Origin of the sequence: Olivibacter sp. SDN3, assembly GCF_014334135.1 — a bacterium.
Classification (GTDB): Bacteria; Bacteroidota; Bacteroidia; order Sphingobacteriales; family Sphingobacteriaceae; genus Olivibacter.
On the sequence record NZ_CP060497.1, the window covers coordinates 4,287,115 to 4,313,203 of the forward strand.

22 protein-coding genes and 1 tRNA gene are annotated in these 26,089 nt (G+C 39.7%); 12 read left to right on the forward strand and 11 right to left on the reverse strand.

What is annotated here, in order from left to right:
* The first annotated feature begins 561 nt into the window (after positions 1-561).
* The 5 genes from lpdA to coaA all read left to right on the forward strand — a co-directional run bounded on the left by lpdA (position 562) and on the right by coaA (position 5,879).
* Positions 562-1,950 (forward strand): dihydrolipoyl dehydrogenase, encoded by a 1,389-nt coding sequence (lpdA, locus tag H8S90_RS17860; RefSeq protein WP_187339210.1) that lies wholly within the window; start codon positions 562-564, stop codon positions 1,948-1,950.
* Between the two features lie 64 nt (positions 1,951-2,014).
* Positions 2,015-3,076 (forward strand): patatin-like phospholipase family protein, encoded by a 1,062-nt coding sequence (locus tag H8S90_RS17865; protein WP_187339211.1) that lies wholly within the window; start codon positions 2,015-2,017, stop codon positions 3,074-3,076.
* Positions 3,077-3,086: 10 nt separating this feature from the next.
* Positions 3,087-4,319, forward strand: a complete 1,233-nt coding sequence (locus H8S90_RS17870; RefSeq protein WP_187339212.1) for a nucleoside recognition domain-containing protein — start codon at positions 3,087-3,089, stop codon at positions 4,317-4,319.
* Between the two features lie 64 nt (positions 4,320-4,383).
* On the forward strand, positions 4,384-4,794 hold the full coding sequence (locus H8S90_RS17875; RefSeq protein WP_187339213.1) for an OsmC family protein: 411 nt from the start codon (positions 4,384-4,386) through the stop codon (positions 4,792-4,794).
* A gap of 137 nt (positions 4,795-4,931) precedes the next feature.
* A complete protein-coding gene (coaA, locus tag H8S90_RS17880; RefSeq protein ID WP_222852124.1) occupies positions 4,932-5,879 on the forward strand; it encodes a type I pantothenate kinase in 948 nt (315 codons plus the stop codon).
* Here the strand turns inward: coaA and H8S90_RS17885 are convergent.
* Together H8S90_RS17885 and H8S90_RS17890 are read right to left on the reverse strand one after the other, a co-directional pair.
* Complete coding sequence (locus H8S90_RS17885) at positions 5,876-6,439, reverse strand: mechanosensitive ion channel family protein (RefSeq protein WP_187339215.1); 564 nt, start codon at positions 6,437-6,439, stop codon at positions 5,876-5,878. The genes coaA and H8S90_RS17885 overlap by 4 nt on opposite strands.
* Before the next feature lie 325 nt (positions 6,440-6,764).
* The gene (locus H8S90_RS17890) at positions 6,765-7,628 is read right to left on the reverse strand and encodes a helix-turn-helix domain-containing protein (protein WP_187339216.1); all 864 of its coding nucleotides are present in this window, start codon (positions 7,626-7,628) and stop codon (positions 6,765-6,767) included.
* A gap of 244 nt (positions 7,629-7,872) precedes the next feature.
* On the opposite strand from H8S90_RS17890, the gene H8S90_RS17895 reads away from it, so the two are divergent.
* Complete coding sequence (locus H8S90_RS17895) at positions 7,873-9,975, forward strand: cation-translocating P-type ATPase (RefSeq protein WP_187339217.1); 2,103 nt, start codon at positions 7,873-7,875, stop codon at positions 9,973-9,975.
* A gap of 90 nt (positions 9,976-10,065) precedes the next feature.
* Positions 10,066-10,290 carry a hypothetical protein gene (locus H8S90_RS17900; protein WP_187339218.1) on the forward strand — a complete coding sequence of 75 codons (225 nt, stop codon included), beginning with the start codon at positions 10,066-10,068 and terminating at the stop codon, positions 10,288-10,290.
* 82 nt (positions 10,291-10,372) lie between these two features.
* Here H8S90_RS17900 and H8S90_RS17905 read toward each other — a convergent pair whose 3' ends face one another.
* On the reverse strand, positions 10,373-11,260 hold the full coding sequence (locus H8S90_RS17905) for a fructosamine kinase family protein (protein WP_187339219.1): 888 nt from the start codon (positions 11,258-11,260) through the stop codon (positions 10,373-10,375).
* Positions 11,261-11,337: 77 nt separating this feature from the next.
* Between H8S90_RS17905 and lepA the strand changes: the two genes are divergently transcribed.
* Genes lepA through H8S90_RS17920 form a run of 3 tightly spaced genes read left to right on the forward strand, consistent with a single transcriptional unit; the run spans position 11,338 to position 14,509 of the window.
* Positions 11,338-13,125: a translation elongation factor 4 gene (gene lepA / locus H8S90_RS17910; protein WP_187339220.1), complete on the forward strand. Its 1,788-nt coding sequence runs from the start codon at positions 11,338-11,340 to the stop codon at positions 13,123-13,125.
* A 32-nt stretch (positions 13,126-13,157) separates the two neighbouring features.
* A complete protein-coding gene (locus H8S90_RS17915; RefSeq protein WP_187339221.1) occupies positions 13,158-14,039 on the forward strand; it encodes a bifunctional 5,10-methylenetetrahydrofolate dehydrogenase/5,10-methenyltetrahydrofolate cyclohydrolase in 882 nt (293 codons plus the stop codon).
* 59 nt (positions 14,040-14,098) lie between these two features.
* Complete coding sequence (locus tag H8S90_RS17920) at positions 14,099-14,509, forward strand: hypothetical protein (RefSeq protein WP_187339222.1); 411 nt, start codon at positions 14,099-14,101, stop codon at positions 14,507-14,509.
* Between the two features lie 71 nt (positions 14,510-14,580).
* On the opposite strand, the gene H8S90_RS17925 is transcribed toward H8S90_RS17920, so the two are convergent.
* Genes H8S90_RS17925 through H8S90_RS17940 form a run of 4 tightly spaced genes read right to left on the reverse strand, consistent with a single transcriptional unit; the run spans position 14,581 to position 18,959 of the window.
* Positions 14,581-15,513, reverse strand: coding sequence for a hydroxypyruvate isomerase family protein (locus H8S90_RS17925; RefSeq protein WP_187339223.1), 933 nt, complete (start codon positions 15,511-15,513; stop codon positions 14,581-14,583).
* 59 nt (positions 15,514-15,572) lie between these two features.
* Positions 15,573-16,631 (reverse strand): FAD:protein FMN transferase, encoded by a 1,059-nt coding sequence (locus H8S90_RS17930; protein ID WP_187339224.1) that lies wholly within the window; start codon positions 16,629-16,631, stop codon positions 15,573-15,575.
* Between the two features lie 5 nt (positions 16,632-16,636).
* Entirely contained in the window at positions 16,637-17,962 is a 1,326-nt protein-coding gene (locus H8S90_RS17935; protein ID WP_187339225.1) for a Gfo/Idh/MocA family protein, read from the reverse strand.
* A gap of 37 nt (positions 17,963-17,999) precedes the next feature.
* Positions 18,000-18,959 carry an SUMF1/EgtB/PvdO family nonheme iron enzyme gene (locus H8S90_RS17940; RefSeq protein ID WP_187339226.1) on the reverse strand — a complete coding sequence of 320 codons (960 nt, stop codon included), beginning with the start codon at positions 18,957-18,959 and terminating at the stop codon, positions 18,000-18,002.
* Positions 18,960-19,150: 191 nt separating this feature from the next.
* Between H8S90_RS17940 and H8S90_RS17945 the strand changes: the two genes are divergently transcribed.
* Together H8S90_RS17945 and H8S90_RS17950 are read left to right on the forward strand one after the other, a co-directional pair.
* On the forward strand, positions 19,151-19,534 hold the full coding sequence (locus tag H8S90_RS17945) for a DUF488 domain-containing protein (protein ID WP_187339227.1): 384 nt from the start codon (positions 19,151-19,153) through the stop codon (positions 19,532-19,534).
* Between the two features lie 37 nt (positions 19,535-19,571).
* Positions 19,572-19,645, forward strand: a tRNA-Arg gene (locus H8S90_RS17950).
* Positions 19,646-19,750: 105 nt separating this feature from the next.
* Here H8S90_RS17950 and H8S90_RS17955 read toward each other — a convergent pair.
* The 4 genes from H8S90_RS17955 to H8S90_RS17970 form a co-directional block, all read right to left on the reverse strand.
* Positions 19,751-21,295, reverse strand: coding sequence for an SCO family protein (locus tag H8S90_RS17955; RefSeq protein ID WP_187339228.1), 1,545 nt, complete (start codon positions 21,293-21,295; stop codon positions 19,751-19,753).
* Between the two features lie 53 nt (positions 21,296-21,348).
* On the reverse strand, positions 21,349-23,598 hold the full coding sequence (locus H8S90_RS17960) for a tyrosinase family protein (RefSeq protein ID WP_187339229.1): 2,250 nt from the start codon (positions 23,596-23,598) through the stop codon (positions 21,349-21,351).
* A gap of 206 nt (positions 23,599-23,804) precedes the next feature.
* Positions 23,805-25,046: a hypothetical protein gene (locus tag H8S90_RS17965; RefSeq protein ID WP_222852125.1), complete on the reverse strand. Its 1,242-nt coding sequence runs from the start codon at positions 25,044-25,046 to the stop codon at positions 23,805-23,807.
* A gap of 129 nt (positions 25,047-25,175) precedes the next feature.
* On the reverse strand, positions 25,176-26,039 hold the full coding sequence (locus tag H8S90_RS17970) for an AraC family transcriptional regulator (protein ID WP_187339230.1): 864 nt from the start codon (positions 26,037-26,039) through the stop codon (positions 25,176-25,178).
* Between the last annotated feature and the right edge of the window lie 50 nt (positions 26,040-26,089).

Here is a 26,089-nt window from a genome sequence, read left to right on the forward strand (position 1 = left end):
TTTCTATTAAGTTAATATTAAATTAATGTTAGGTTACGGCATTAGATAATATCAGCAATTACTGAATTATTGATGTTTCAGAGAGATTCTTATTGTTAAGAAAAAAAAGACCTGTAAAAAAAGAGATGTTTTTCTTATGGAGAAATATAATTTATATCACTAGTTGTGGATTGTGGATAACTTTTCTCTGTATTAAGCATAAAAAAGACCTTATCTGGCTATTTTTTTAGTTCTTTTTGTAACAAAAGATACCGATTCTAATAAAATCCGTCATAAAAGTTGATTTACATTGTAAATCTCAACTGTTTTTAAATGATTTTACGATGTATAGCGCTGTACGGGAAAATATTAACGGCGTAATCCAATAAAATCCTTCATTACCGAGAAAACATGGCTTCGTATGGAAGTTTTACCGTCTAAGTTTTTTCTTTAACATGAAATGTGGTTTCTATGTAAAAGGTTAAAAAAAACGTATGTAGGTAGCCAGATAGTTCAGAATCTAAGATTTTTATATTAGGTTTGCGGTATAAAAATCGATTAATTACTAATACTAAAATACGAATGAATTACGACATCATTGTAATTGGAAGTGGCCCTGGTGGCTATGTTGCAGCCATCAGAGCGTCACAGTTAGGGTTCAAAACGGCTATCGTTGAAAGAGAGTCTCTTGGTGGTATCTGCCTTAATTGGGGCTGTATCCCTACAAAAGCTTTGCTTAAAAGTGCTCAGGTATTTGAATATTTAAACCATGCAGCGGATTATGGTATTAAGGTTGAAGGTGGTGAGGCAGATTTTAATGCTATTATTAAACGCAGCCGGGGCGTTGCTGACGGGATGAGCAAGGGGATCCAATTCTTGATGAAGAAAAATAAAATTGACGTGATCATGGGGACCGCCAAAATAAAAAAGGGCGGTAAAATAGAAGTAAAAGGAGGCGACGGTTCAACGAAAGAATATACTGCAAAGCATACGATTCTTGCAACGGGTGCCCGCTCCCGCGAATTGCCCAACTTAAAACAAGATGGTAAAAAAATTGTCGGTTACCGTCAGGCAATGAATCTAGAAAAACAACCAAAATCACTGGTAGTTGTGGGGTCTGGTGCCATTGGTGTTGAGTTTGCTTATTTCTATAACGCTATTGGAACCAAGGTAACCGTTGTGGAATTCCTTGATCGTATTGTACCTGTTGAAGATGAAGAGGTTTCAAAACAGCTGGAAAGAAGCTTGAAAAAGAATGGGATAACGGTATTAACAAAAGCTGAAGTAACTGCGGTAGATACTTCCGCTAACCCTAGTAAAGTGAAAATAAAAACGGCTAAAGGTGAAGAAACTATCGAGGCGGAGGTAGTACTTTCTGCTGTTGGTATTACACCAAATATTGAAAATCTTGGATTAGAAGAGGTAGGTGTTAAAACCGATAAAGGCCGTGTTATAGTAGATGATTTTTATAAAACAACTGTTGACGGTGTTTATGCCATAGGTGATATTGTGAAAGGTCAAGCTCTTGCACATGTCGCATCTGCTGAAGGAATTACCTGTGTGGAGAAAATCAAAGGATTACACGTGGAGCCAATTGATTATAACAATATCCCAGGTTGTACCTATTGCTCTCCGGAGATTGCATCTGTTGGTTATACAGAAAAAGCAGCAAAAGATGCAGGCTATGAAATCAAGGTTGGTAAATTTCCATTTTCAGCATCCGGCAAAGCAAGCGCAGCGGGCGCTAAAGATGGTTTTGTAAAAGTTATCTTTGATGCTAAGTATGGTGAATTTTTGGGAGCACACATGATAGGAAACAATGTAACCGAAATGATTGCAGAAGTTGTTGCGGCACGTAAACTTGAAACCACTGGGCATGAAATTATTAAAACAATACATCCTCATCCCACTATGAGTGAGGCGGTAATGGAAGCCGCTGCTGACGCCTATGGCGAGGTGATTCACTTATAAAAGTAATAGGAAGGTGGTTAATAATTATTAACCACCTTTTTAATTGACTAACCCTTCAAAACCAATGAAAAAAATCTTGTCTATTGACGGCGGAGGTATAAGAGGTATTATCCCTGGAATGATACTGGTCGCCCTGGAAGAGAAACTCAAAAATAAGACTGAAGATCCTCATGCCGCAATTGTTGATTTTTTTGATTTTTTTGCCGGTACCAGTACTGGTGGCATACTTATTTGTTTATTATTATGTCCGGATCAGGAAGACCCTAAGCGCCCGCGTTTTTCGGCAAAGGAGGCCTTGGACCTCTATTTGAAATATGGGCATGATATATTCAAAATGAGCTTTGTAAAACGTGTTGTATCTAGATTAGGTTTAGCAAGCGAAAGGTATAACAGCGATACACTTGAGCGCGTTCTTCTCAAGTACTTTGGTAAATGCAAGCTAAGTGAACTGATCAAACCTTGTATTATTTCGGCCTATAATATTGAACTTCGTAAAACACACTTTTTTAGGCAGCAAACGGCGATAGAACGCGGCGATGTGCGCGATTTTTACTTGAAGGATGTCTGTAGGGCTACTTCCGCAGCACCTACTTATTTCAGCGTAGCTGAAATCTACTCCATAGCTGGTACAAGATACCCCTTATTAGATGGGGGCGTCTTTGCTACAAACCCGGCTTTGAGCGGGTTAGTTGAGGTTACAAAGGCTTTTAATCAAACAAAAATCAATGATATCCATATATTTTCCTTAGGGACTGGCAGGTCTAGAAAGTCATATAATCTGGAGCACTTTAAAAAAAGTCGAGCAATGTCAATGGTACCCGCACTAATCGATATCATGATGAGTGGCGTAGCAGAAAGTAGCGATTTTTTCTTACATCAACTATTTAAATCTTCTAACAAGGATAAAGATTATCTTAGGATAGAACCAGACAACTTACACAGCATAGAAGAAAGTTTAGATGCCGCAAACGAGGCTAATATGAAGCGCTTGATTGCCCTTGGGGATCGTACAATAAGTGAGAACGATGCCATATTGAATAAAATGACTGATTTTTTAATTGAAGAAAGAAAGAAAAACGGTTCAGGAAGTAAACCGTGGAGCTTTTTAAATAGAGGTAATAATTAACAATCAATAAATGGCTTTAAATTACGTTTGGATTGCTTTTTTTCTGATTGCCTTCACCGTTGCGCTATTTAAACTTATTTTTCTGGGCGATCAACAGATATTTCAGACGATTATTAATGGTACTTTTGATACAGCCAAAACAGGAGCCGAGATATCACTCGGGCTGATTGGCTTGATGTCTTTTTGGCTGGGCATTATGAAAATCGGTGAAAAAGGGGGCATGATCAGCATTTTTGCCCGTCTTGTCGGACCTTTTTTTAATAAGCTTTTTCCTGAAATTCCCAAAAACCATCCCGCGTTGGGCTCCATACTCATGAATTTCTCAGCTAACATGTTGGGGCTCGATAATGCCGCTACTCCCGTCGGATTAAAAGCAATGAAGGAATTGCAGGAACTTAATCCCAACAAGGAAACAGCCAGTAATGCACAGATCATGTTTTTGGTGCTCAACGCTTCTAGCCTAACGCTGCTTCCTATCACCATTATGGCATATCGTAAAGAAGCTGGCGCTGCAGACCCTTCGGATATTTTTATTCCCATATTACTTGCCACCTTCTTCTCGACTATGGTAGGACTAATTGTAACCGCAATTTATCAGCGCATCAACTTATTAAATCGGGTAATTTTAGCCTATATCGGCGGCCTAACATTAATGATTGGTACTGCCCTGTATTATTTTTCTACCCTTCCACAGGATCAGATAAACGTCATATCGCAGGTTGCCAGTAATGTTATTTTGTTTACAGTAATTACTTCCTTTATAGCATTGGCCTGTTACAAGAAAATAAATGTTTTTGAATCTTTTATTGAAGGTGCTAAAGAGGGATTTGAAGTGGCTGTAAAAATTATTCCCTACCTAGTTGGTATCTTGGTTGCGGTTGGCGTCTTTCGTGCCTCTGGAGCAATGGATTATCTTGTGCAGGGTGTGAGTGTGTGCGTGAACTGGATGGGGCTTGATACTCGCTTTGTGGAAGCGCTGCCTGTGGCCTTCATGAAGCCTATGAGTGGAAGTGGTGCAAGGGGACTAATGATCGATTTAATGCATGCAAAAGGTGCGGATGATTTTGCGTCAAGAGTGGCCTGTGTTATCCAAGGTAGTACGGAAACCACCTTTTACGTGTTGGCCGTTTATTTCGGCTCAGTAGCCATTAAGAAAACGCGACATGCGTTGCCAGCAGCGCTTTTAGCTGAACTTGCCGGTGTAATTGCTGCAATTATTATCGCCTATATATTTTTCGGATAATTAATTTAGCTGCTACTCCATGAGAAAATGATAGTGGCAACAGCAAGCTAATAACTAAATAGATATGTCAGACTTAAGTGTAACCGTAACCATCGGAAAAGAAAAATATAAGACCGAGGTTAGTAATGGCCGGGGCATCCTCATCGCTGATGAGCCGGAGTCTATGGGAGGAACGGATCAAGGATTAGGTCCTAAGGAACTGCTTTTATCCAGTTTGGGGTCTTGCACGGCAATGACTTTACGCATGTATGCCGATCGCAAGAAATGGGATCTCCAGAAAGTGATTATTTCACTGAATATGGAAGTGGTACCTAGCAGCCATCAACAAACCACCTATATAAGAAATCATATTAAACTTATCGGTAAGCTTGATGCAGATCAACGGCAACGCTTGCTCCAAATCGCCGAATTATGTCCGATACATAAAATTTTATCGAACCCTGTAGTAGTAGATAGTAACTTGTTGCCCGTTTAATATAGGCTGAAAGGTTTGCTCGTATAATTAATTAAGGATGATTTTTTTCTTTAGAAATGATTTTTTGCATTTTTAAATAAATAGATTTTATGTTAGGTTTGCGACGCGAACCACTAATATATTGTCTCATGACCGATATGGAAAGAAAAAATTTATATTCTCCCTATATAAATATAAAGAGGGAGGACTGGAAAACGCTGAACGGTGTACTGAATTTCTCCTTATCTGATGATGACATAGACAAATTGCACGCCCTTAACGAACCACTTAATCTTAAAGAAATACAAGAAGTTTACTTTCCTCTCTCTCACCTACTCAATATTCATATCGATCACGCAAATAATCTTTATAAAGCAGAAAGGGCCTATATCAAAAGTGCTAGAAAAAGGTCTCCTTTTATTATTGGCATTGCGGGGAGCGTAGCTGCCGGTAAAAGCACTACAGCACGGGTATTGCAAAAAGTCTTATCACTGTGGCCCAACCGGCCTAATGTAGCACTGGTTACAACAGATGGCTTCCTTTATCCCAACAGAATATTGGAAGAACGGGAGATTATGAATAGAAAAGGTTTTCCCGAAAGTTATGATACTAAAAAGCTTATTAACTTTCTAGCAGATGTGAAAGCGGGAAAGGAAAAACTTGAAATTCCTATTTATTCACATCTTGAATACGATGTGATACCTCATGAAACGCAGGAGATATTAAATCCCGACATTGTGATCGTTGAAGGAATTAACGTTTTACAGGTGAATTTGAGTGATAAACACAAGGGACCTCAGGTATTCGTTTCTGATTTTTTTGACTATTCTATTTACGTACATGCCAGTGAAAAGAATTTATTGGAGTGGTATGTGTCGCGCTTCGAGCAATTGCAACGTACTGCTTTTCAGAACGAAAGCTCGTATTTTCATCGTTATGCTTCACTTTCTGAAGAAGAGACACTTACGCTTGCCAATAATATTTGGGATTTGATTAATAAACCCAACCTTATTAAGAATATTTTGCCAACACGTTTTCGTGCTAATTTAATTCTAGAAAAAGGTAGTCATCATTTTGTGAAAGGTGTAAAATTAAGGAAAACTTAATTTTTTATCTTCATTACCTCATTTAATACAGCATTTTTTATAAACTGCGATTGTGTTTTACCTTTATTCGTTAGTGTAAATTGTACTTTGTACTTCACAAGATCTTTTTGTACGGCAAGTACTTTCAGTTTCATACTGTCTTCCTGTACTTCGTTGTTGTGCTGAGCAAGTAAATCGCTAAGGCGTGCCTTGAGTATTTCGCGGTCAATTGCATGTGCAAGGTCGAGCTCAAATTCAACACTTACTTTTCTAGAATTCTGAAAAGATTGATTGATGATATTGTTTGTAAATACAAAATTGTTCGGTACCATCACGATGTCATCGTCATCGTTATTAATGACGATATTAACTAGGGTGATATCAATAATCTGACCTTGGTGTTCCCCTATTTTTACATAATCTCCCAAGGTAAGTTGGTCTGAAAACATAATGATTAGGCCGCTGATCATGTTGGTTATGTAGTCGCGGAATGTAAGTGCCAATGCTGCAGCAACGATCGTAATACTCGTAAGAAATTCCTTTGGGTCAATTCCGAACGCTAACATTAATCCAATAATCAAAAATATAGTATTTAATACCGACGTTATTCTATTAATACCAAGAACAAAGCTTCCTCTAGTACTCGAGTGGAAAAATAATGACCGCCGTTTGTACCAGGATATAAGTAATATTCTACCGGTTGATATAATAATATTTGCTGATAGAAATACGTTTAACGCATACATCAAACGTCTTAGTAAGGGTGTTTCGCTATAATACGATTCGTATTCAATGAGGGTATAGGTTAATGGTATGAATAAAACGATTTTAATGATCAATATCAGAAAGTCTCTTTTCAGATGACTGGTTCTTTGGATATATTCCTGTTGGGCGTTCATAAGTATTTTAATGGTGAATATCTTTTTGTATATCGCGCTGAAAGGCTGCTGGTAATTTCCCCGTATGTTTTTTAAAGAAACGGGTGAAATAAGCGGGATCTTCAAAACCTATCTTCCACCCTACTTCCTTAATGGGAAGCTGTGTCCAGAAGAGCATACGCTTAGCTTCCAGCACTCTCCTCTCATCGATTATTGTTTTAGCGTTGGTTCCCGTCATTTCTTTTACCACATCATTTAAATGTCCTGCAGAAACAAATAACATCGATGCATAATCGTTCACTTTTGTTGCAGTTAAAAAATGCTTCTCTATTAAAGCAGCAAATTTACGCATCAACGTGCTATAACGTTTTCTGCCTTCGATGGCGCTATGCATAGCAATAAAGGATTCTGTCTTTTCTAATACCGCCAGCAACAACTGAGCTACCACTGCCTTGTTTTTCTTAAATAGACGGTATTCTGTAATCAGCAATTCTAAAAAGGGAATCAATGATTGTATCTCTTCCTGCCTAAGCTGCAGCAAATTGATGTTAAATTGTTGCTCCCAGTGGTTGTCTGCAGAATATGAAAATAAAAATTCTCCCGTAAAAGTGATCATATACATCACTGAATGCCCGGGATTTACCTCGTAATGCACCTGGCCCGGCCGCATCAATATCAGTGCGGTTTCGTCAGCCTTATATTCCTTAAAATCTATAAATTGCTTCGTTTCACCTGCACATAGTACCAAAAGCGTGTAATGATGATGTCGGTGTGGATGAGTAGTTTTTTCGTAACTACCACTGCCATAATCCAACTTGGAAACACTGAATTCTTCCGAATTTCCGTCACTATCTGAGGAAACATTGTAAATCGGTATACTTTTTTTTGGCATGTTTACCGTAGCTGCTTAAAATATATCAAACATAGAGAAATAGATCCTATGTGCAAAATAAATTTTATAGCTATAAATATAAAAATCCATGATAAGTACTATTATTGCCTTGTTTTGTTATAGGGAAAGTTTTATATGCCACCTATCTTTGTATATGTAATTGGTTTTCTCCATAAGAGAAATTTTAGAACATGTATACTATTCGAAGAATATCAGGCGTCATAATACCGGAAATAAGAAAGACATGCAACAAGATCAAGATAAATTAATAGAATTACACGTAACAGGCATGCATTGTAACAACTGCGCATTATCTGTACATAAAATGCTTGAAAAGAAAGGTTATGATAATATATTGGTAAGCTTTGCCAGTGAAGAGGTGAAGTTTTCGTCAGACGGAACGGTGAACCTTCCAAAGGTTATTGCTGATATTGAAGGCTTGGGCTTTAAAGTTAGGCATGATGATCTACAGCTTTCAAAGGAGCACTTTTTTGATAAAGTAGAAAATAAATTCTTTTTTAGCCTCATATTTACCCTCCCCTTATTTTTACATATGTTCCTTCCTTTTGGGTGGCTGCATAATCCCTATGTACAGCTCGCGCTGTGTTTGCCTGTATTTCTTGTCGGTTGCGCTCATTTTGGGAAAAGTGCTATCAACTCCATAAGGGGCGGTGTGCCGAATATGGATGTACTCATCTTTGTTGGTTCGACATCTGCCTTTGTTTATAGCCTGATAGGAACAATTATGTCCTTAGGGCCAAATTATATGTTCTATGAAACAGCTGCTACCATTATCACGCTTGTTTTATTAGGAAATGTATTTGAAAAAAGGTCTGTTGCGCAAACCACATCAGCTGTAAAAGATTTGATGAAGATACAGGTAAGCACCGCTACAAAAGTAATAAATGGAGAAAATCAGCTAATAGATGCTACGGAAATTGCCGTGGGTGATACGCTATTGGTGAATGAGGGTGATAAAATTCCAACCGATGGAGATATTATCTGGGGGGACGCATCCATCAACGAATCGATGTTAACCGGAGAAAGTATTCCAATAGAGAAGTCTAAATACGATGCGGTTATAGGTGGTACCATTGTAGAGAGCGGCAGCATCAAGTTAATGGTAACAAAGGTTGGCAGTAAAACGGTACTTTCACAAATCATTGACCTCATGAAGCGTGCACAAGCTGCTAAGCCGCCTATACAGAAGCTGGGCGACAAGGTTGCTGCCATTTTTGTACCAACTGTCATCGCTATTGCAATATTGACCTTCCTATTAGCTTATTTTGGGTTCGATATAGGCTTCCGCCAGTCATTGATGAATGCCATAGCTGTAATGGTTATTTCATGCCCCTGCGCTATGGGGTTGGCAACACCAACGGCTGTTATGGTTGGATTAGGCAGAGGTGCCAAGAATGGCGTGATGATTAAAGGTGGGGCTACGGTGGAAGAAATGGCCAATCTCCAATATATGGTATTTGATAAAACAGGTACACTCACTACCGGTAAATTTGCTATCCGCGAAGTGAGCAGTGAACTTAACGAAGAGGAGGTCGCTGCCATGGTAGTGGGTATGGAAAGCTATTCCAATCATCCGATAGCCAAATCGCTGGTAGGTAACCTACAGGACAAGGTAAAAAAGCCAATCGTATTTACACAGGTAAAGGAAGTAAAAGGTATTGGCATAAAAGCAATTGATAGTGAAGGAAATGCTTATCAGATTGGATCCAAACAACTTGTAGAGACCGATGACAGCAATTATGATATTTTTCTCCTCAAAAACGATAAGTTGATAGCGAAAATAGCAATCGAGGACGAGCTAAAATCCGGGGCTGCCTCACTAATGACCATATTGAAGCGACAAGATATCAAGCCGGTGCTTCTAAGTGGCGACAGAAAAGAAAAGTGTGAAGCCCTTGCAAAAAAAATTGGTATCGAGGAGGTTTATGCTGAGCAACTTCCAAGCGACAAATTACGTCTTATCGAGACGTTAAAAACAAAAGGCAAAACCGCCATGGTAGGTGATGGCATCAACGATGCCCCTTCTCTTACCACAGCAGATGTCGGAATTTCTCTGGGCGATTCGACTCAGATCGCCATACAGTCAGCGAAAGTGATTTTGCTGAACAATGACCTAAAGTCTATTGTTACACTTCTTAAAGTTGGTAAACACACGTTGTTAACTATTAAGCAGAATCTATTCTGGGCTTTCTTTTACAATATTTTTGCGATACCTCTGGCCGCCTTTGGGTTTCTGAGCCCGATGCTGGCTGCGCTGACCATGGCTTGTTCCGATGTAGTGGTTATTGGTAATTCCATTCGGTTGAAATATAAAAAAATGCGGTAAGGAAACGTTTTTTGTATTAATTGCATAGGTCTTACGATAAAATCAAACAATGGTTAACGATGATTGTTCTCTACGTAAAAACATTAAAAAATGGAAAAGTTAATTAACGAATTGATACAAAAAGCAGGTTTGTCGCCAGATCTAGCAAAAAAAGCTTCAGACGTCGTGCTAGACTATGTTAACAAAAACCTACCGGAAGCGCTTAAAGGAAAAGGTGAAAGTTTACTGAATGGCAATCTTGACGTTCAGTCAATTTTAGGCAATAAAGACAATGGAGAAGGTGGAATAGTGAACAAGGTTAAAGACCTGTTTTAATTAGTTGTGGTGCATAATAAATGGAGGAAGACAGTCAATTTGTTGGTGATGTTAGCCAGCAAACTGACTGTTTTTAGAATTACTACTCCACATACGTATTCGCTATAGCCTCAACCTGTTTAATATAGCCCCCACCAAATATATTGGCGTGAAATAACAGACTATAAAGATTATAAAGGTCCAGTCGACTTTGCCACCCCTTTTCCAGGGGATTTATTTCCTGATAGGCATCATAAAAGGCATCATCGAAACCGCCAAATAACGATGTTAACGCTATATCCATTTCTCTATGTCCAAAATATACCGCGGGGTCTATTAAATAAACACTACTATTGGCGCCGACAACGTAATTTCCGTTCCAGAGATCACCATGTAAAAGGGTGGGTTGTTCTACCGGAAATAGATCAGGAAGTTTAGGATAAAGTTTCTCAAATTTGTCAAGCAGCTCCTCTCCTATCAAGCCGTTATCGGTAGCGCGGCTCAGTTGTTTTTCTAAGCGCTCTGCAATGAAAAAGCCAACCCATGTTTCATGCTGCTTATTAATTTGTGGTATAGATCCTAAATAATTATCGTAATCAAGCCCAAAGGCATCCGCTGTATTCTTGTGTAGCAGCGCTACCATACGCCCCAAATTTTCTTGGGATATCTTAGTACGTTCTCCCTTTTCAATCCATGCCAATATCAAAAAAGCGTCATCATTAAACTGCCCTACTGTTAGCACATCGGGTACAGCTGCACCGCCCACACGCTTTAAGAGACGTAGTCCTTCCCTTTCTAATACAAAAAGATTTGGGAACTTCGTTGCATGATTAACCTTCATAAAAAACGATTGATCTTTACCTTCAATTCGATAACAATCATTGATATCCCCGCCTGATATCGGTAAAATCTTCTCCAGAGAGAATCGATTGCCTACCAGCTGTGTAAGCACCTCTTCGATATATTTAATAAAATCTGATGACAAAAACATGATTTATAAATCTAGTATTATAAATGTAAGCGTAATAATTTTATCTTTGCCGTTTAATACGCAATTTTTTTGCCTACATGAAGCACATCCGCAATTTTTGTATCATTGCACACATAGACCATGGTAAAAGTACCTTGGCAGATCGTTTGTTAGAATTCACCAACACCATTACACAACGTGAGGCGCAAGCCCAGTTGCTCGATAATATGGATTTGGAACGAGAACGTGGCATTACCATAAAAAGTCATGCCATACAAATGAATTATAAACACGAGGGGGAAGAATATGTTTTAAATCTCATTGATACACCCGGGCACGTTGATTTTTCTTATGAAGTATCACGTTCCATTGCCGCCTGTGAGGGGGCATTACTTATAGTAGATGCTTCACAGGGAATACAGGCACAAACTATTTCTAATTTGTATCTCGCGCTTGAACATGATTTGGAAATAATTCCGATTTTAAATAAAATGGATTTACCGGGGGCAATGCCCGAAGAAGTAAAAGACCAGATTATTGAGCTCATTGGAGGAAAAAGAGAGGATATTATACCCGCTTCGGGAAAGACCGGTTTAGGGGTTCCAGATATCTTGACAGCTATAGTAGAACGTGTACCACCGCCTGTCGGAGATCCCGCTGCACCATTGCAGGCACTCATATTTGATTCGGTGTTTAACTCTTTCCGAGGTATTATGGCTTATTTTAAAGTAGAAAATGGTGAAATCAGAAAGAACGATAAAGTAAAATTTATTGCTACAGGTAAAGAGTATATAGCTGATGAGATTGGGACGTTGAAACTCAGTCAAGTACCCAAGGACGTGATTCGCACAGGCGATGTAGGATATATCATTTCCGGTATTAAGGAGGCACGTGAAGTGAAGGTTGGTGATACCATCACCCATGTAAAACGGCCTAGCGAAAAAGCTATTCAAGGTTTTGAAGAAGTAAAACCCATGGTTTTTGCGGGTATTTATCCGGTAGATACGGAAGATTATGAGGAGTTACGGGAAAGTATGCACCGTTTGCAGCTGAACGATGCATCATTAGTTTTTGAACCCGAGTCTTCCGCTGCTCTGGGCTTTGGATTCCGTTGTGGTTTCCTAGGTATGCTACATATGGAAATCATCCAAGAGCGCTTGGAAAGAGAGTTCGATATGACGGTTATTACCACCGTACCAAACGTATCTTATATAGCGTATACTACCAGAGATGGTGAGATAAAGGTTAACAATCCTTCAGATCTTCCAGACCCTAGTAAAATGGAGTATGTGGAAGAGCCTTATATAAAAGCAAATATCATTACCAAAGCTGAATTTGTTGGACCGGTAATGTCCTTATGTATTCAGAAGCGTGGCGTTATTATTAACCAGAACTATCTTACAGCTGATCGAGTAGAGCTGGTTTTCGAAATGCCCATGGGCGAGATTGTTTTTGATTTTTACGATAAACTCAAAACAATATCCAAAGGATATGCCTCTTTTGATTACCATCAGATCGGTTACAGACAATCAGATCTTGTGAAGCTAGACATACGCCTTAATGGTGAACCAGTCGACGCACTTTCTTCATTGATCCATCGAAGCAACTCCTATGAGTTTGGAAAGAAAATATGTGAGAAGCTACGTGAGCTGTTACCTCGTCAGCAATTTGAGATTGCCATACAGGCATCAATTGGTGCAAAAGTAATTGCTCGTGAAAATGTGCGTGCCTTACGGAAAGATGTTACCGCTAAATGTTATGGTGGAGATATTTCAAGGAAACGCAAGCTCCTTGAAAAACAGAAAAAAGGTAAAAAGCGGATGCGCCAAGTAGGTAATGTAGAAATTCCGCAGTCGGCTTTCATGGCAGTTTTGAAATTGGATTAGCATCATAATAAATAGGAAGATACTTATCACATATGCAACTATTAGACGGTAAACTTGTATCAGAGAAAATAAAAAAGGACATTGCTAATGAAGCAGCCGATTTTTTAATGACAACCGGAAGAAAACCTCATTTAGTGGCTATCTTGGTTGGCCATGATGGGGGGAGCGAAACGTATGTTGCCAGTAAGATGAGAAATTGTCAGCAGGTAGGTTTTGATTCAACCAACATTCGATATGAAGACGATATTACAGAAGAACAACTGATCAATAAAATTAGAGAGCTTAATCAGGATGAAACGATAGACGGGCTCATCGTACAGTTGCCATTACCTAAACATATTGATCCAGAAAACGTTACCGAAGCAATTGATTATAAAAAAGACGTTGACGGCTTTCACCCAGTGAACCTTGGAAGAATGCAACGCAATTTGCCCTGTTTCATTCCGGCCACTCCCTACGGTATTTTACTTATGATGGAACATTATAAAATAAATACTTCAGGCATGCACGCTGTCGTCGTAGGTAGGAGTAATATCGTGGGCAGCCCTATGAGTATCCTGTTAGCAAGAAACACCCAACCGGGTAACTGTACGGTTACGTTGACCCATAGCAAAACGAAGGACCTCCAAGAGGAGGTCTTAAGAGCTGATCTTGTTATCGCGGCTATTGGTAAGAAAAATTTTATTACAGGAGATATGGTTAAAGAGGGAGCGATCGTGATTGATGTAGGCATTAATCGTGAGGTGAGTACGAAAACCAAATCAGGCTATAAACTTTACGGAGATGTTGATTTCCAATCGGTGGCTCCAAAGAGTTCTTATATTACACCGGTGCCTGGAGGTGTAGGTTTAATGACCATTATCGGATTATTGAAAAACACCTTGGCTGCAGCTAAGAAAGAGGTTTATTCCTAATTGTAAAACCTTTTGGCATCGTAATTGTTACAATTGGGGTAAATTAAAAAAAAATTACAATGAAGAAATTAGGTTTAATTGCGACTTTCGCTGCTGCTATGGCCTTTGCAGCGTGCAACAATGCTTCAAATACTGAAGAAGATAGCTACTCATCAGATACTATTGACACCACTATTGATGATGAAACTATCGGTGAACAAATTGATGAAGGTATCGACACCTTAGAGCAAGTAGGTCAGCGGGCTAAAGAAGGAGTAGATGCTACTGCTGTAGAAGCTGAAAGTGAAGCAAAAACTACTGGTGAAAACATTAAGGGCGACCTAAATGCAGCTAAAGACGAAGTTGGAGATGCTGCAAGTGCAGCCGGTAAAGATATTAAGGATGCAGCCAATAAAGTTGCCGATAAAACTAAGGAAGGCTTTAAGGACGCGAAAGAAGGTGTAAAAGACGCGACAAAAAAGAAAGATTAAGTCTTTCGCAACGATAAAAAGTAAGAAAAAGCCGTTAAATTGTTTTAACGGCTTTTTTTGCATCATTATTACTACATGAAATTATCTACTTCACGATAAGCTTCCACTAAACGTTGCTCGCCTTCCTTGCCACTTCCCGAAATACCATGTTCCATACCGACTACCCCCTTATAGCCTTTTTCATGAAGAAACTTAAATAGGTTTTTATAATTAATTTCACCTGTTGTTGGTTCATTCCTCCCCGGGTTGTCACCGGTTTGAATATAAGCAATCTCGCTCCACGTTCTTTCCATGTTCGCAATTAAGTCGCCTTCATTACGTTGCATATGGTAGACATCGTAAAGTATCTTACATGAGGGGCTGTTTACGCCCTTACAAATTAGATAGGTCTGATTGGATGTACGCAGAAAAAGGTCTGGTGTATCACTTAAAGGTTCAAGTACCATCACTATGCCGTGAGGTTCTAAAATTTCGGCTCCCCGTCGTAGAGCTTCAATTACATTTGCTGTTTGGATGTCAAGGGAAAAATTTCTGGCAAAATCGCCTGGCACCACCGTTGTAAACTTGCCACCACACCTTTTGGAAATTTCGACTGCCTGATGGCACCCCTTCAGAAATACGTCAATGTGATCTTTTTTTCCCGCAGCCAAGGTATTGGCTCCATTTCCACCTTTATCTAGCACAAAAACCCCCATTTCCATGCCCAGCTTTGCTAATAAATCTCCGATTTTCTCCTGGTCGGCCGTTGAACGACCAGACATACCATTATCTTCAATACCGCGAAAACCTTGATCGTACATATATTGAATCTGATCAAGAAAATTGTTGCCTGCTGAATTTTTGAACATGCCGTCATGGGGACCGTAATTTAGATTAAAAGGTCCATTGGCCTTAGTTGAAAAAACAGTCGTTGTACCGGTATTCGTGCCAGCCATTAGCGAACTGCCGCTTACAATTGCTCCCGTTGCTAATAAGCTGTTTTTTAAAAATTCATTTCTTTTCATCTTTTTGGTAATTATATAGCTAGATTTATAATGTGAGCGCTGTCATTTTGTAAATGTCTTCAATTAGTTAGTAATTTTTTAAAACCACTGGTCATGGTATCTCTTACTACGCCTTGCTTATTAGCCTCAGCATTATCATGATAAATAATATAGGCTTCCATATCCTTATGATTTTCAACAAACTGTAACGCGTCGTCGATTTCCATTGCCATTATAGCGTTATCATATCCATCGGCAGTAATTGCATCCTTAGCAACCAGTGTGACACTGATGAGTGGCGTTTCGATAGGAAAACCAGAGCGGGGGTCAATTAAATGTGAAATTCGTTTGTCGTCTTTTGTTTTATACTTTCTATAATTACCCGAGGTTGTAATGGCTCCTTCATGTAAAGCAACAACATGCCTTATTACAGGTTCTTGATTATCAGCCGAAGGACCTTCGATGCCAATACGCATTTTATCCCCATCAGGCTTTAGCCCATTTATCCTTAGCTCTCCTCCTATTTCTACTACAAAAACGTTAATCCCCTTACTGAGCAGGTAATTGGCAACTACATCAACACTGTAACCTTGAGCAATACCATTTACATCTATTTTAACACAAGGTCTGCTTTTACTTAAATAGTTACCCTCCAATATAAGCAGATTGGTACCAACACAGGCCTTTAGATTACGTATCGTTGCGCTGTCTGGGTATTCATTTATTGACTTTACACCAAAACCCCACGCTTCTACCAGAGAGGCTACGGTAATATCAAATAAACCGTTGGTGTCTTCATAGATCTGTATTGATTTTTCAACAACCTTTTTAAAGTGATCATCTATCGTGATCCCGTCATTTTCGGTATTAAATTTACTGATCAATGAATTATCTTTATAAAGAGACATTGAATTATCTATGACATCTAAAATGCTGTCTATCTCACTTTTATATACTTTATTTAAACTTGAATAGTAGGTTATATTGTAACTGGTTCCCTGTGCAAAGCCAGTCAAAGTAACCTTTTCATCGTCTATTTCACTGATGCTAAAGGAACAGAACAAGAGTGCCAAAACGCAAAGCCAGCAGCTGGATGTGTTCTTTACAAAGCCCCTTGTTCTACCGAAATTAAAAAACATGTGCCTTATGCTTTTTGCCAGTTAAATAAGCCCGGTTGAGCATATGGGTACAGACCGTTTTCATCGGGTAAAATCTTAGGTTTGGCGTCCCAATCCAACGTTTCAGGCATCAATGAGTTGTTAGCATTTAAAGCCTCATCCCATTTGATTACCTTACCGGAATATGTTGCATATCGGCCGATTATTCCTGTTAAGGTACTTTTTGCACCGTATTCGGCATCCCAATGATTATACTCTCCCTTACTGATACTTTCAAATAACTCGTCATGTTCGGTCTGATAAGGGTTTGCCTGACTTTTAGTCGGATGGTTGAACAGCAAATTACCTTGATGATCCCATAACTTACCGGCATTGCCGGCAGATAGGTATGCTTTACCTTTGGTGCCAAAGAAAGTCTCGTCTACCCTATTTTGCGTGCCTTCGAAATGTCTGCACTGACTGTAAATGACAGACCCATCTGCATAAGTCATTTCTATAGAATGATTATCGTAGATCTCACCATAATCTTTGCCGGTACGCCAAGCCCTACTTCCCGTTCCCTCAATTGAAACCGGATAAGAACCTTTAACCCAATTTGCTATATCGATATTGTGTACGTGTTGTTCTACTATGTGATCACCACATAACCAGTTAAAATAAAACCAATTACGCATCTGGTATTCCATTTCAGTTTGCTCAGGCTTACGTTCTCTTACCCATACACCACCACTGTTCCAATATACTTGTCCGCCAACAATCTCGCCTATCTCGCCATCCTGAATACGTTTAATTGTCTCACGATAGTTTTTTTGGTACCTTCTCTGTAAACCAACAACTACATTAAGCTTTTTATTTTTAGCTTCTTCGGCAGTAGCCAATACCTTACGGATTCCAGGAGCATCAACGGCAACAGGTTTCTCCATAAAAACATGCTTACCTTGTTTAACAGCTTCTTCAAAATGATCGGGCCTAAATCCCGGCGAACTTGCTAAAATGACTACATCGGCCAGCTCAATAGCTTTTTTATAGGCATCAAAACCTACAAATTTGTGCTCTTCAGGTACTGCCAATTTCTCTTTGAAATTTTCCTCGAGATCTTTATAACTGTTGTCTAATTGATCTCTAAAGGCATCAGCCATGGCCACAAGTTTGACATTAAATTTGGTTGAAAGCGCTTGTGCCGCGGCTCCGCTTCCTCTGCCACCACAACCCACTAAAGCTATTTTTATGATGTCATTTACAGAAGAATGGCCCATTAGAGGGATGCTACTTAACATGGTCCCTCCTGCAATAACAGCAGACGCTTTCAGGAAATCACGCCTTTGCTGTTGTAATTTTGATGTATTATTCATTTTCGGTTTATTGTTTGTTTATATCTGATAAAGTTACCTATTTGTCAATAATTGGGGGGGTATTATAATATGCATCTATTTCGGCCTTTGAAGGTTGGACGGACGGCTTTACCACCCGGAAGCCGACAAATGGAGCTTCAGGGAACCACCAGTTACTCTTTGGAATCTGCGGATCAAGCTGTTTCCAGGAAGGATCGGATGCCAAGCGTGAAGCTGCGCGCGCATCAAAAGCTTCATCGTCATAAGCGCCACCACGAACACTGTGCGCGTACAATTTTTTTGGCTCATTAACTGGATTCATTGAGGGACTGGAAGCATAAAAATTTTCATCATATTGATCATATGTCCACTCAGACACGTTACCATGCATGTCGTATAAACCCCATGCGTTTGGTTTTTTAGTACCTACCGGATGTGTTTTTCCATCACTATTATCCAAATACCAAGCATACTCTTCTAGTTCTTCTGCACTATCTCCAAAACAGTAATCACCTATACTTCCAGCGCGGCAAGCATACTCCCATTCTGCCTCCGTTGGTAGCCGATAAAAAACGCCAGTACGTTCATATAACCATTTACAGAACTGAATAGCATTATAATGCGTCATTGCGATGGCGGGATGCCCTTCTTTTCCCATGCCAAAAGTCATATCTAAATAAGGTTTTGTAGGTCTGGTAACGGCGTCCACATTTGATGGTACTTCTCCGTCGATGCTTTGGCTCACTTCATAATCCTTATATAAAAAAGGTTCAAAAATATCCCATGTTATCTCGTGTACGCCAATCCAAAAGCCGTCAACCTCTACCTCGTGAACAGGTTTTTCATCTGGATTCCCCGACTCGCTTCCCATTTTGAATTTGCCTTTGGGAATCGCCTTCATTTCGAAACTGAGGTTTGTTCCGTTTATAGCCTGTGTGTAACTGCTGGTATCTTGTGTAGCATGCAATGTTAATTGAGAAATAGCGAGTATTGATAAACTGATCAGTTTTCTGTACATTATTTTTATTTAATTGGCCTTTTTGTTTTTGATTAGTTTACTAAATAAGTTATATTTTATAAGATTTACAAATGTATTGCAAAATAATTGTGTAACATAGACACTAGTATGGACATGCAATCGATTGATTAACGCACACACAATTTTTTACTTATTTTGTTAAAGCAAAGAAAACCCGCCCATGATGAAATATGACTGTTTACCGTATTAAACGAATATATGACCCCGTAGAAGAGCAAGATGGTTTTCGTTTGCTTATTGATCGGTTATGGCCAAGAGGTCTCAGCAAAGAGAAAGCTAAGATAGATTTCTGGGCCAAAGATATCGCTCCATCTACCGCACTTAGAAAGTGGCTTCACCAAGGCGGCAGCTGGCCTACGTTTGAAACACGCTACCTCCATGAACTTGAAAGCAATCAGCAACTGAAAGCGCTTACTGGCCTATGGAATGATCACCGGCGGGTAACGCTACTTTATGCTGCTCATAATAAAGAATATAACCATGCAATAGTACTTCAGCGTTATTTAGAGGGGGTTAATAGAAAAATATTTTCACATAAATCTAGGTCAGAATAAAAGATTTTATTAGCTTTGCATCGCTTTAAAGAAGCAGGCCTCCATAGCTCAGCTGGATAGAGCAACGGTTTTCTAAACCGTGGGTCACAGGTTCGAATCCTGTTGGGGGTACTTAACCGATCTTAATTTGTGTTCGGACACATAAAAGGGCTTTCGATCTTGAGGGCCCTTTTATTGTTTTTCCAAATTAAACAGTACAACCTTACCATACCACGGTTAACTCAACAAATGGAATTTCGTCTTTAGTTTTAAATAAACCCGATTAGGTAGGCTGTTTAGCGTGGCGCTCAAAAAGAGCAGTATCAATCCGGCGATTAAGCCAAATTGCATTGGACTAAAATAACCAAATACAATAACCAGTGTGGAGCCCAGAACACACAGGTACAATGGAATGAAGCTGTTTCGTCTTAAGCCCATTTTATAAAGTGCATATATATTGATAGCCATTGCACATAAAAGGATCGGGAAAATATATTTTAAATAAGGCATCACCTGCATACTGGCTATGCCCAATACACTAAAATATGCCGCAAAACAAAACGGGCATTTCGGAAGCAACAATATCATCACCGGCCATACGACAGAAGCGGCACTATTTGTCATATACCTAAGGTTTGAAAACCACTGCCCCACTTTCGTTTGCTGTTTGACTACAATCTTTTCCAAATTAGCCATTATCCGGCTATTATCTATTTGTCTTCGGTTAAAGCGTTTGATGATCTGTGCCTTATCATCTAATAAATAAAGTTCTATCGCATGGCGGTTCACCACTTCCCCTGTATAGTTGACACTCAAGTCGAAATAATCACTGAGCGCGCCAATATCTGGCAGCGCTCTACACATACGTGCTTGCTCGTTAAGCATCATCCCTCTGGCTTCTCCATATTTTTTCATCCGGTACGGCAGATCGTAAAAGGAGTCGTAGCTGATCGCCACTAAATTAACTTCTTTGTTCCAATAAGCTGTCGCTAATTTCTTTTGCAGATCTGCTAGTTTAGTGATGGTTAAAGAGCACTTGAGCGGGTTGTCGCACCTGGTATAAAAAAAAGCAATGAGGGTAAGTTTTCCCTTGAGTAAGGCCCCCAATGGTATTCGCGTTCCGTCGTGATCCTCAAGTAAAACCTGTTTCAAGGAGTTTTTCCTGTTTTTCTTTGCATTAACCGTGCTCAGGCTGTTTAAGTCGGCAATATCACTGCAACAATCTTTTACTATAGTCTGATCCTGTTCGATGATTTGAATAGTTTCTCGAAGTGCTCTTAAGTTTTCAGCGTTAAGGAAGTGATTGCTGTTAAGGCTAAGCGTATGAAGTTTCGGTAAAACACTTCTTGCGTAGGCACCTAACCATTGCAAAGTGGTCAGCACCTCACCAATGGCGGTGGTTGGATTATTTAATGGCCAGGGTTGGTAATAATTATGAAAGGAAATATAGGTGTCTGAAGATTTTACGTTATGAATGGCAGTAACCAGCAAAGCAGCCATTTCAGTGTATTTTTGCGGCGATCTTCGTAACGCAATAGCTGCCGCTGCTATCAAATAAGGCTCTTTGCTCGACTCCAATTCTTCATAAATAAAAAGCAACGCCTCTTCAGGAAGGCCAACTAGATAAAAAGAATATATAACATAAGCCCGCATCCGTGTAACGGCGTTGGCACTTTTTTCCTTATACGCCGGGTGTTGCTCCTTCAAAAAAGAGATGAGCCCTTTCGCATCGGATTGGGCCCTGAGCTCATCTATACGGGTTTTAAATGCAAACTCATCCATAATTTAGCGGGTTACAGGTAATCAATGACGCTTTTTAACCAACAATGATTAGACTACAAGTTTTCACCGTTTTCATCAGAAGCTTGTTGTGCCAAGAGTGTATGGAGTTCACGTGCTAAGGTGGTTGGTACCTCTTGTAGGTTTATGCGCTGCAGCTGCGTAAATATGCGGTTCTTTGTCTTTTCAATGTGAGTCATTTGACGAACAGCATTTAAACAAATAATTCGGATATTTTCGTTTTCGTCTTTGTCAGCAATCGTTTTTAAAGCAATTTCCAGGAAATCCTCAGGAGATTGTTGTTTTAGGGCAATTAAACTATTCTTGCGTACATCAAATCGCTCGTCTTTATTCAGGAAAGTTTCGACCAATAGTTTTTCCGCGTTGGGATCACCTGCGAGCAGGTATAGGGCTGCGGCGCGACTGTTGTCATTGTTCGTTGTCCGTACGATTTTTTGCAATAAGGGGTAAATACCCGCGTGAATATCATAACCTAAAAGACTTATGGCGAACTCTTCCGGTACAAGTGCTTTTTGAGGGACCTCTAAGCCCTCTATTAATAAACGTTGTAAAAATTCATCTTTAAATTTGGCAAGGAAACTCATACCGTTCTCACGAATTTCTTGATCGTGGTCATCTGTCAGACCACGGAATACCTGAATAATTTTGGGCTTTAAAGACGGAAAGATTGGCGAAGTAAAGCTGCAGGTCTCGATAGTCCTAAGCGCTTCCTTTCTGAGCTCGGAGGGCTCTTCTTGATTCTCCAAGACCTTTAAAACATATATGAACAAGTCTTCATTCAAAGAAACAACTTCAATGAGTCGGTTTAACGCTAATGCTCTAAGACCAGCATCAAGTTTTGTATCCTTTAATATGGCAATAGCCTTAGTTATATCATCTTCTTCCGTTAACATATCAATGTGGTTTAAACACCTTATGAGTTCGTCTGCTGTTTCCGACTCGCGAAATGCATTTGACAAACGCTTATTGGCTTCTTGATGTTCCTGTACGGCTAATGCGCCGGCTGTTGTAGCCATTCCTGAGCGCTGTGGACTCGGCGGTGGAACCGTATTATCAAAAGGTAAGTGATCGTAGTCGAAATAGAGGCTCTTTCCCGTTATCCTGCCTTGATAATCAATAGTATCAATTACTTTAGGTTCCGGACCAGGGTAATTCGTAAATGGCGAATCAATAAGGGGGCCACCAGGGGCAGTGTCAGGTCGTCCATTTCCGGTAACTCCATTCCAAGGCCACATCGTATCATCCGGATAATCGCCAATTCGCGGATTAGGCGACCTCATTGTGGAAGGGTTATAGGCCAACAAGTTTGTCCCATCAAATAACACATTTGATGGATTTAGCATTTGCCATTCGGCCCAGATACGGTCAGCATTTGCATGCAGCATAAAAAACAAGGGGTCTTGAGGAGCTGTTGGTGCAAAATTTATGGGCCCTGTAAAAGAGGTGTGGGAATTCCCATGAGGGTTGCCTTCCATACGGGCAAAGCTGTTGAATCCAGGTTGTCTAGCCAGCGTGGTCGCTCGTGCTTCCACTAGAGCACGATCCTGCTGTGTATTGAATCTGGGGACACGGGCAAGGGGTGGCAAATTTTCCAGGTACCAATTATTTAACGGGTTACTAGGACTGAATTGTAACTGTCCACCAGACCCACTGGCCGGTATGCCCATAAAATCCAAGCTGAACACGTTAGGTGCAGGGGCCTGAAAGTCCCAGTACGGAATAGTTACACTTCTATCGAACAATTGCAGATGTCTTTCCAGGTCGAGGAGATAAATGCGATGCCAGGGGAGAAAAGCCGCTCGGTTATGAATCTCGCTACTTACCGCTTCATTATGCATGTCTAGAAACTGCTGATAAATTCCTTCCTGCACCACGCGCACAAATGCGTTCAAAAACTTATCCCGCTCCACTACCGTTAGATTATTCGCATTCTTCCGAATTCGGATGGTGAACCGAACGACTAGGCGCGAGAAGCCACCATTTCTAAAATCGATTGCAGCATCATTGTAATTCGTACTTGGAGCGTTTGGTTTACCTCCGATATAGAAGCTAACGGTAGAACCATCTCCAGGCACTTGCAAAATAAACGAATCACTTGGTGGAGCAGATAAATCGGTATAAAACACGAATTGTCCACCCTGATTGGTGTTTTGATTACGAACCAACACAGGCACAGGCGCCGCGCCTGGTTGACCGTCTCTTCGTCTTAAGGTACAGCTAACGGGCGTATACACCGCATAGAATGAACCTTGCGTTCTATTGTTGATTGCAAATTCCAAATTCATAATCTTGGTTTTTGAATGTTGATTATTGAAAGTTGATTTAAATATTGATTGATAAACACTTACATTAGCTAAAATGTTCTCAAAATATCAACATTATATCATTTTTGGAATTAACGAGCTGCCGGCAAAATCGATCTTATATTCTACCATTAAGCAAAAAACCTCAAAAACAGCTATTTTTTTGTTATTAAGACGTTTTTCGCCGCTCAGAAAATAAAACCTATTCCAGTTTCTACCAAGTTTTTAGATGGATGTAAATCGCCTTCAAACTTATTCTTTCGATATTGGTAATTAGCCTTAAAAACAATATTCTCGCGACTATTGAAGTTCAGCCCGGTTGTCCAGATAGCAAGGTTGTTTTCTGTTCGTGGTAACGATCGTAAATGTTGATTCACCTGTTGATGGGTATTTAAACGTTCGTATCTACCAAAAAAGCTCAATTTCATCTGTTTAGGATCATAGAACCAATTCGACTCACTACTCACGGGCTTACGTTTTCTTATATAGGGAAGCACATCACACCCAGCCTCAAAAAGATAACCATAAACATTTTCTCCCAACACCTGCCCTATCCCATCATCTTGTTTGGTTAACTCATATATTTTATCTGAATCGGATAGTTTTCCATATGTCCCCAAGGCCAACAATCTAAAATTATTCCAATCATACTTGGCATAGGCCGATCCTAGGACGATATTTGCTCGCACACGATTTTCCACATCATTTAAAATAACCGTTTCTCCTTGTCCGGAATCTCCATAATAGCCAGACACAGATAGTGTCAGATCTTTTACACCTATATAATTAAGTTGAGGACTAACACTAATAGCCCGAGGAAGATCGAACCTTATTTCGCGCCCCTGTCTGATCCAGGTACCACTTAAGTAATTTTTGCTGTTTAAACCCTGTGAAAAACCCAGTGTGTAATTCCATGCGTTTGAAATGTTTCCGTACAACATTGTACCAAACTCAATCCATGTAGAAGGGATAATCAACCGTTCTACCTCCGATCGATTCACCGCATAAAACATGATAGGTTCATCATTATTGTTTACATATCCGATAGTAAGCGGAAAAAAACCGATCCTCGCCTTGAGGTAATCCCTAAAAAGATAATCAACAAATGCTTCTACCATTATTTCGTGTTGCGCTTCTCTATCCCCATCGTGTATAAACTCCAATTGAAATTCAGAATTCCATATAAGTTTGTCGGTGATTTTATATCCAAAGAAAGTGGAATAACGGTATAAGCCGGAATAATATAGTTCCAGATCGCCCAAACCTTTGTCAACATTTGTCTGAACAGGTACGTAGTTAAATTCACCAAAACCACTGATAGCATAACGTTTGTCAGAAAAGAAAATCTTAGAAGCTGCAAGGGCCAATCCGGGTTGTTGTTGAAATTCCTGCTTTTCGCTCAAGATGGTATCGCGATGGCCAGGTTCCATTTTTTCATTAAGTTGCGAAAAAGCTTTTTGTAATGGTAGCATTATAACGCCAAAACACACAAAAATAAATAGACGTAACAGCATATAGCACTATATTTTGAATAAAGCGCAAAGATGCAAAATATAAAATTAAAGGGCTTGATGTTGCGCTTTATATTCCCGGGGAGTTTTACCGGTTACGCTTTTAAAAATTTCGTGAAAGGAAGTATAATTAGAAAAGCCGCTGTCATAACAGATTTGCTTCAGACTGTTTTTATCTTCCAACAGGAGTTTACAGGCATAACCTATTCTGATATCCTGTAGAAACTGCGTATATGTCTTTCCTGAATGATGTTTAAAATACCTGCAAAAAGAACTGGGCACTAAGTCGGCCACTGCCGCGATATCTTCCAAACTGATTTTATTACGGAAATTGTTTAGCGTAAAGGTATAAATGTCATTTAACCTATTCGTTTCAACCCGGGTGTTTTTATATTCAAAACCTAGGGAGGAAAGTAGTTTTAACTCTTTCATCAATGAAATCTCGTGCAGGCATTGCAATAAACATAGAATACGCTGAAAACTTTCAGCCTCATAAATAGCTTCCAGATGTTCTGCTACCTTGGCAGCACTTTTACCGGTAATCAAAACGCCTTGATCGGCTTTTCTAAAGAGAGATTGAATCATTTTTGACTCCGGTGCGATTTTCCAGCGATCTCCGATAAAATCTTCATTGAAATGTAGAACTGTTGAATACGGTTTTGGGTTATTGCTTATCGTTTCTTGGTCAAAGCGCCAATAGTGAGGCAAATTAGTTCCAACAAGCACCACATCACCAGCAGAAAATCGTTTCACATGATCACCCACAAACTGCGTGCCCGAGCCTCTATGGAAATGGATCAACTCCATTTCTACATGGCAGTGCCACTTATTATTTATATTGGGTAACTGCTCTTTGCGTATGCTAAAAGAACTGGATGCATTATGCGGCACAATCAATTGCTTTGCTTTCATTTGGAGCCCGGAATATCAATAAGTTAAAAGCAATTTTCAAAAAAAACCTT

Bases quoted from the DNA above. Each gene is read 5' to 3' on its own strand.
- lpdA (WP_187339210.1), top strand. From the start codon at position 562: ATGAATTACGACATCATTGTAATTGGAAGTGGCCCTGGTGGCTATGTT.
- H8S90_RS17865 (WP_187339211.1), top strand. From the start codon at position 2,015: ATGAAAAAAATCTTGTCTATTGACGGCGGAGGTATAAGAGGTATTATC.
- H8S90_RS17870 (WP_187339212.1), top strand. From the start codon at position 3,087: ATGGCTTTAAATTACGTTTGGATTGCTTTTTTTCTGATTGCCTTCACC.
- H8S90_RS17875 (WP_187339213.1), top strand. From the start codon at position 4,384: ATGTCAGACTTAAGTGTAACCGTAACCATCGGAAAAGAAAAATATAAG.
- coaA (WP_222852124.1), top strand. From the start codon at position 4,932: ATGGAAAGAAAAAATTTATATTCTCCCTATATAAATATAAAGAGGGAG.
- H8S90_RS17890 (WP_187339216.1), bottom strand. From the start codon at position 7,628: ATGCCAAAAAAAAGTATACCGATTTACAATGTTTCCTCAGATAGTGAC.
- H8S90_RS17895 (WP_187339217.1), top strand. From the start codon at position 7,873: ATGCAACAAGATCAAGATAAATTAATAGAATTACACGTAACAGGCATG.
- H8S90_RS17900 (WP_187339218.1), top strand. From the start codon at position 10,066: ATGGAAAAGTTAATTAACGAATTGATACAAAAAGCAGGTTTGTCGCCA.
- H8S90_RS17905 (WP_187339219.1), bottom strand. From the start codon at position 11,260: ATGTTTTTGTCATCAGATTTTATTAAATATATCGAAGAGGTGCTTACA.
- lepA (WP_187339220.1), top strand. From the start codon at position 11,338: ATGAAGCACATCCGCAATTTTTGTATCATTGCACACATAGACCATGGT.
- H8S90_RS17915 (WP_187339221.1), top strand. From the start codon at position 13,158: ATGCAACTATTAGACGGTAAACTTGTATCAGAGAAAATAAAAAAGGAC.
- H8S90_RS17920 (WP_187339222.1), top strand. From the start codon at position 14,099: ATGAAGAAATTAGGTTTAATTGCGACTTTCGCTGCTGCTATGGCCTTT.
- H8S90_RS17925 (WP_187339223.1), bottom strand. From the start codon at position 15,513: ATGAAAAGAAATGAATTTTTAAAAAACAGCTTATTAGCAACGGGAGCA.
- H8S90_RS17930 (WP_187339224.1), bottom strand. From the start codon at position 16,631: ATGTTTTTTAATTTCGGTAGAACAAGGGGCTTTGTAAAGAACACATCC.
- H8S90_RS17935 (WP_187339225.1), bottom strand. From the start codon at position 17,962: ATGAATAATACATCAAAATTACAACAGCAAAGGCGTGATTTCCTGAAA.
- H8S90_RS17940 (WP_187339226.1), bottom strand. From the start codon at position 18,959: ATGTACAGAAAACTGATCAGTTTATCAATACTCGCTATTTCTCAATTA.
- H8S90_RS17945 (WP_187339227.1), top strand. From the start codon at position 19,151: ATGACTGTTTACCGTATTAAACGAATATATGACCCCGTAGAAGAGCAA.
- H8S90_RS17955 (WP_187339228.1), bottom strand. From the start codon at position 21,295: ATGGATGAGTTTGCATTTAAAACCCGTATAGATGAGCTCAGGGCCCAA.
- H8S90_RS17960 (WP_187339229.1), bottom strand. From the start codon at position 23,598: ATGAATTTGGAATTTGCAATCAACAATAGAACGCAAGGTTCATTCTAT.
- H8S90_RS17965 (WP_222852125.1), bottom strand. From the start codon at position 25,046: ATGGAACCTGGCCATCGCGATACCATCTTGAGCGAAAAGCAGGAATTT.
- H8S90_RS17970 (WP_187339230.1), bottom strand. From the start codon at position 26,039: ATGAAAGCAAAGCAATTGATTGTGCCGCATAATGCATCCAGTTCTTTT.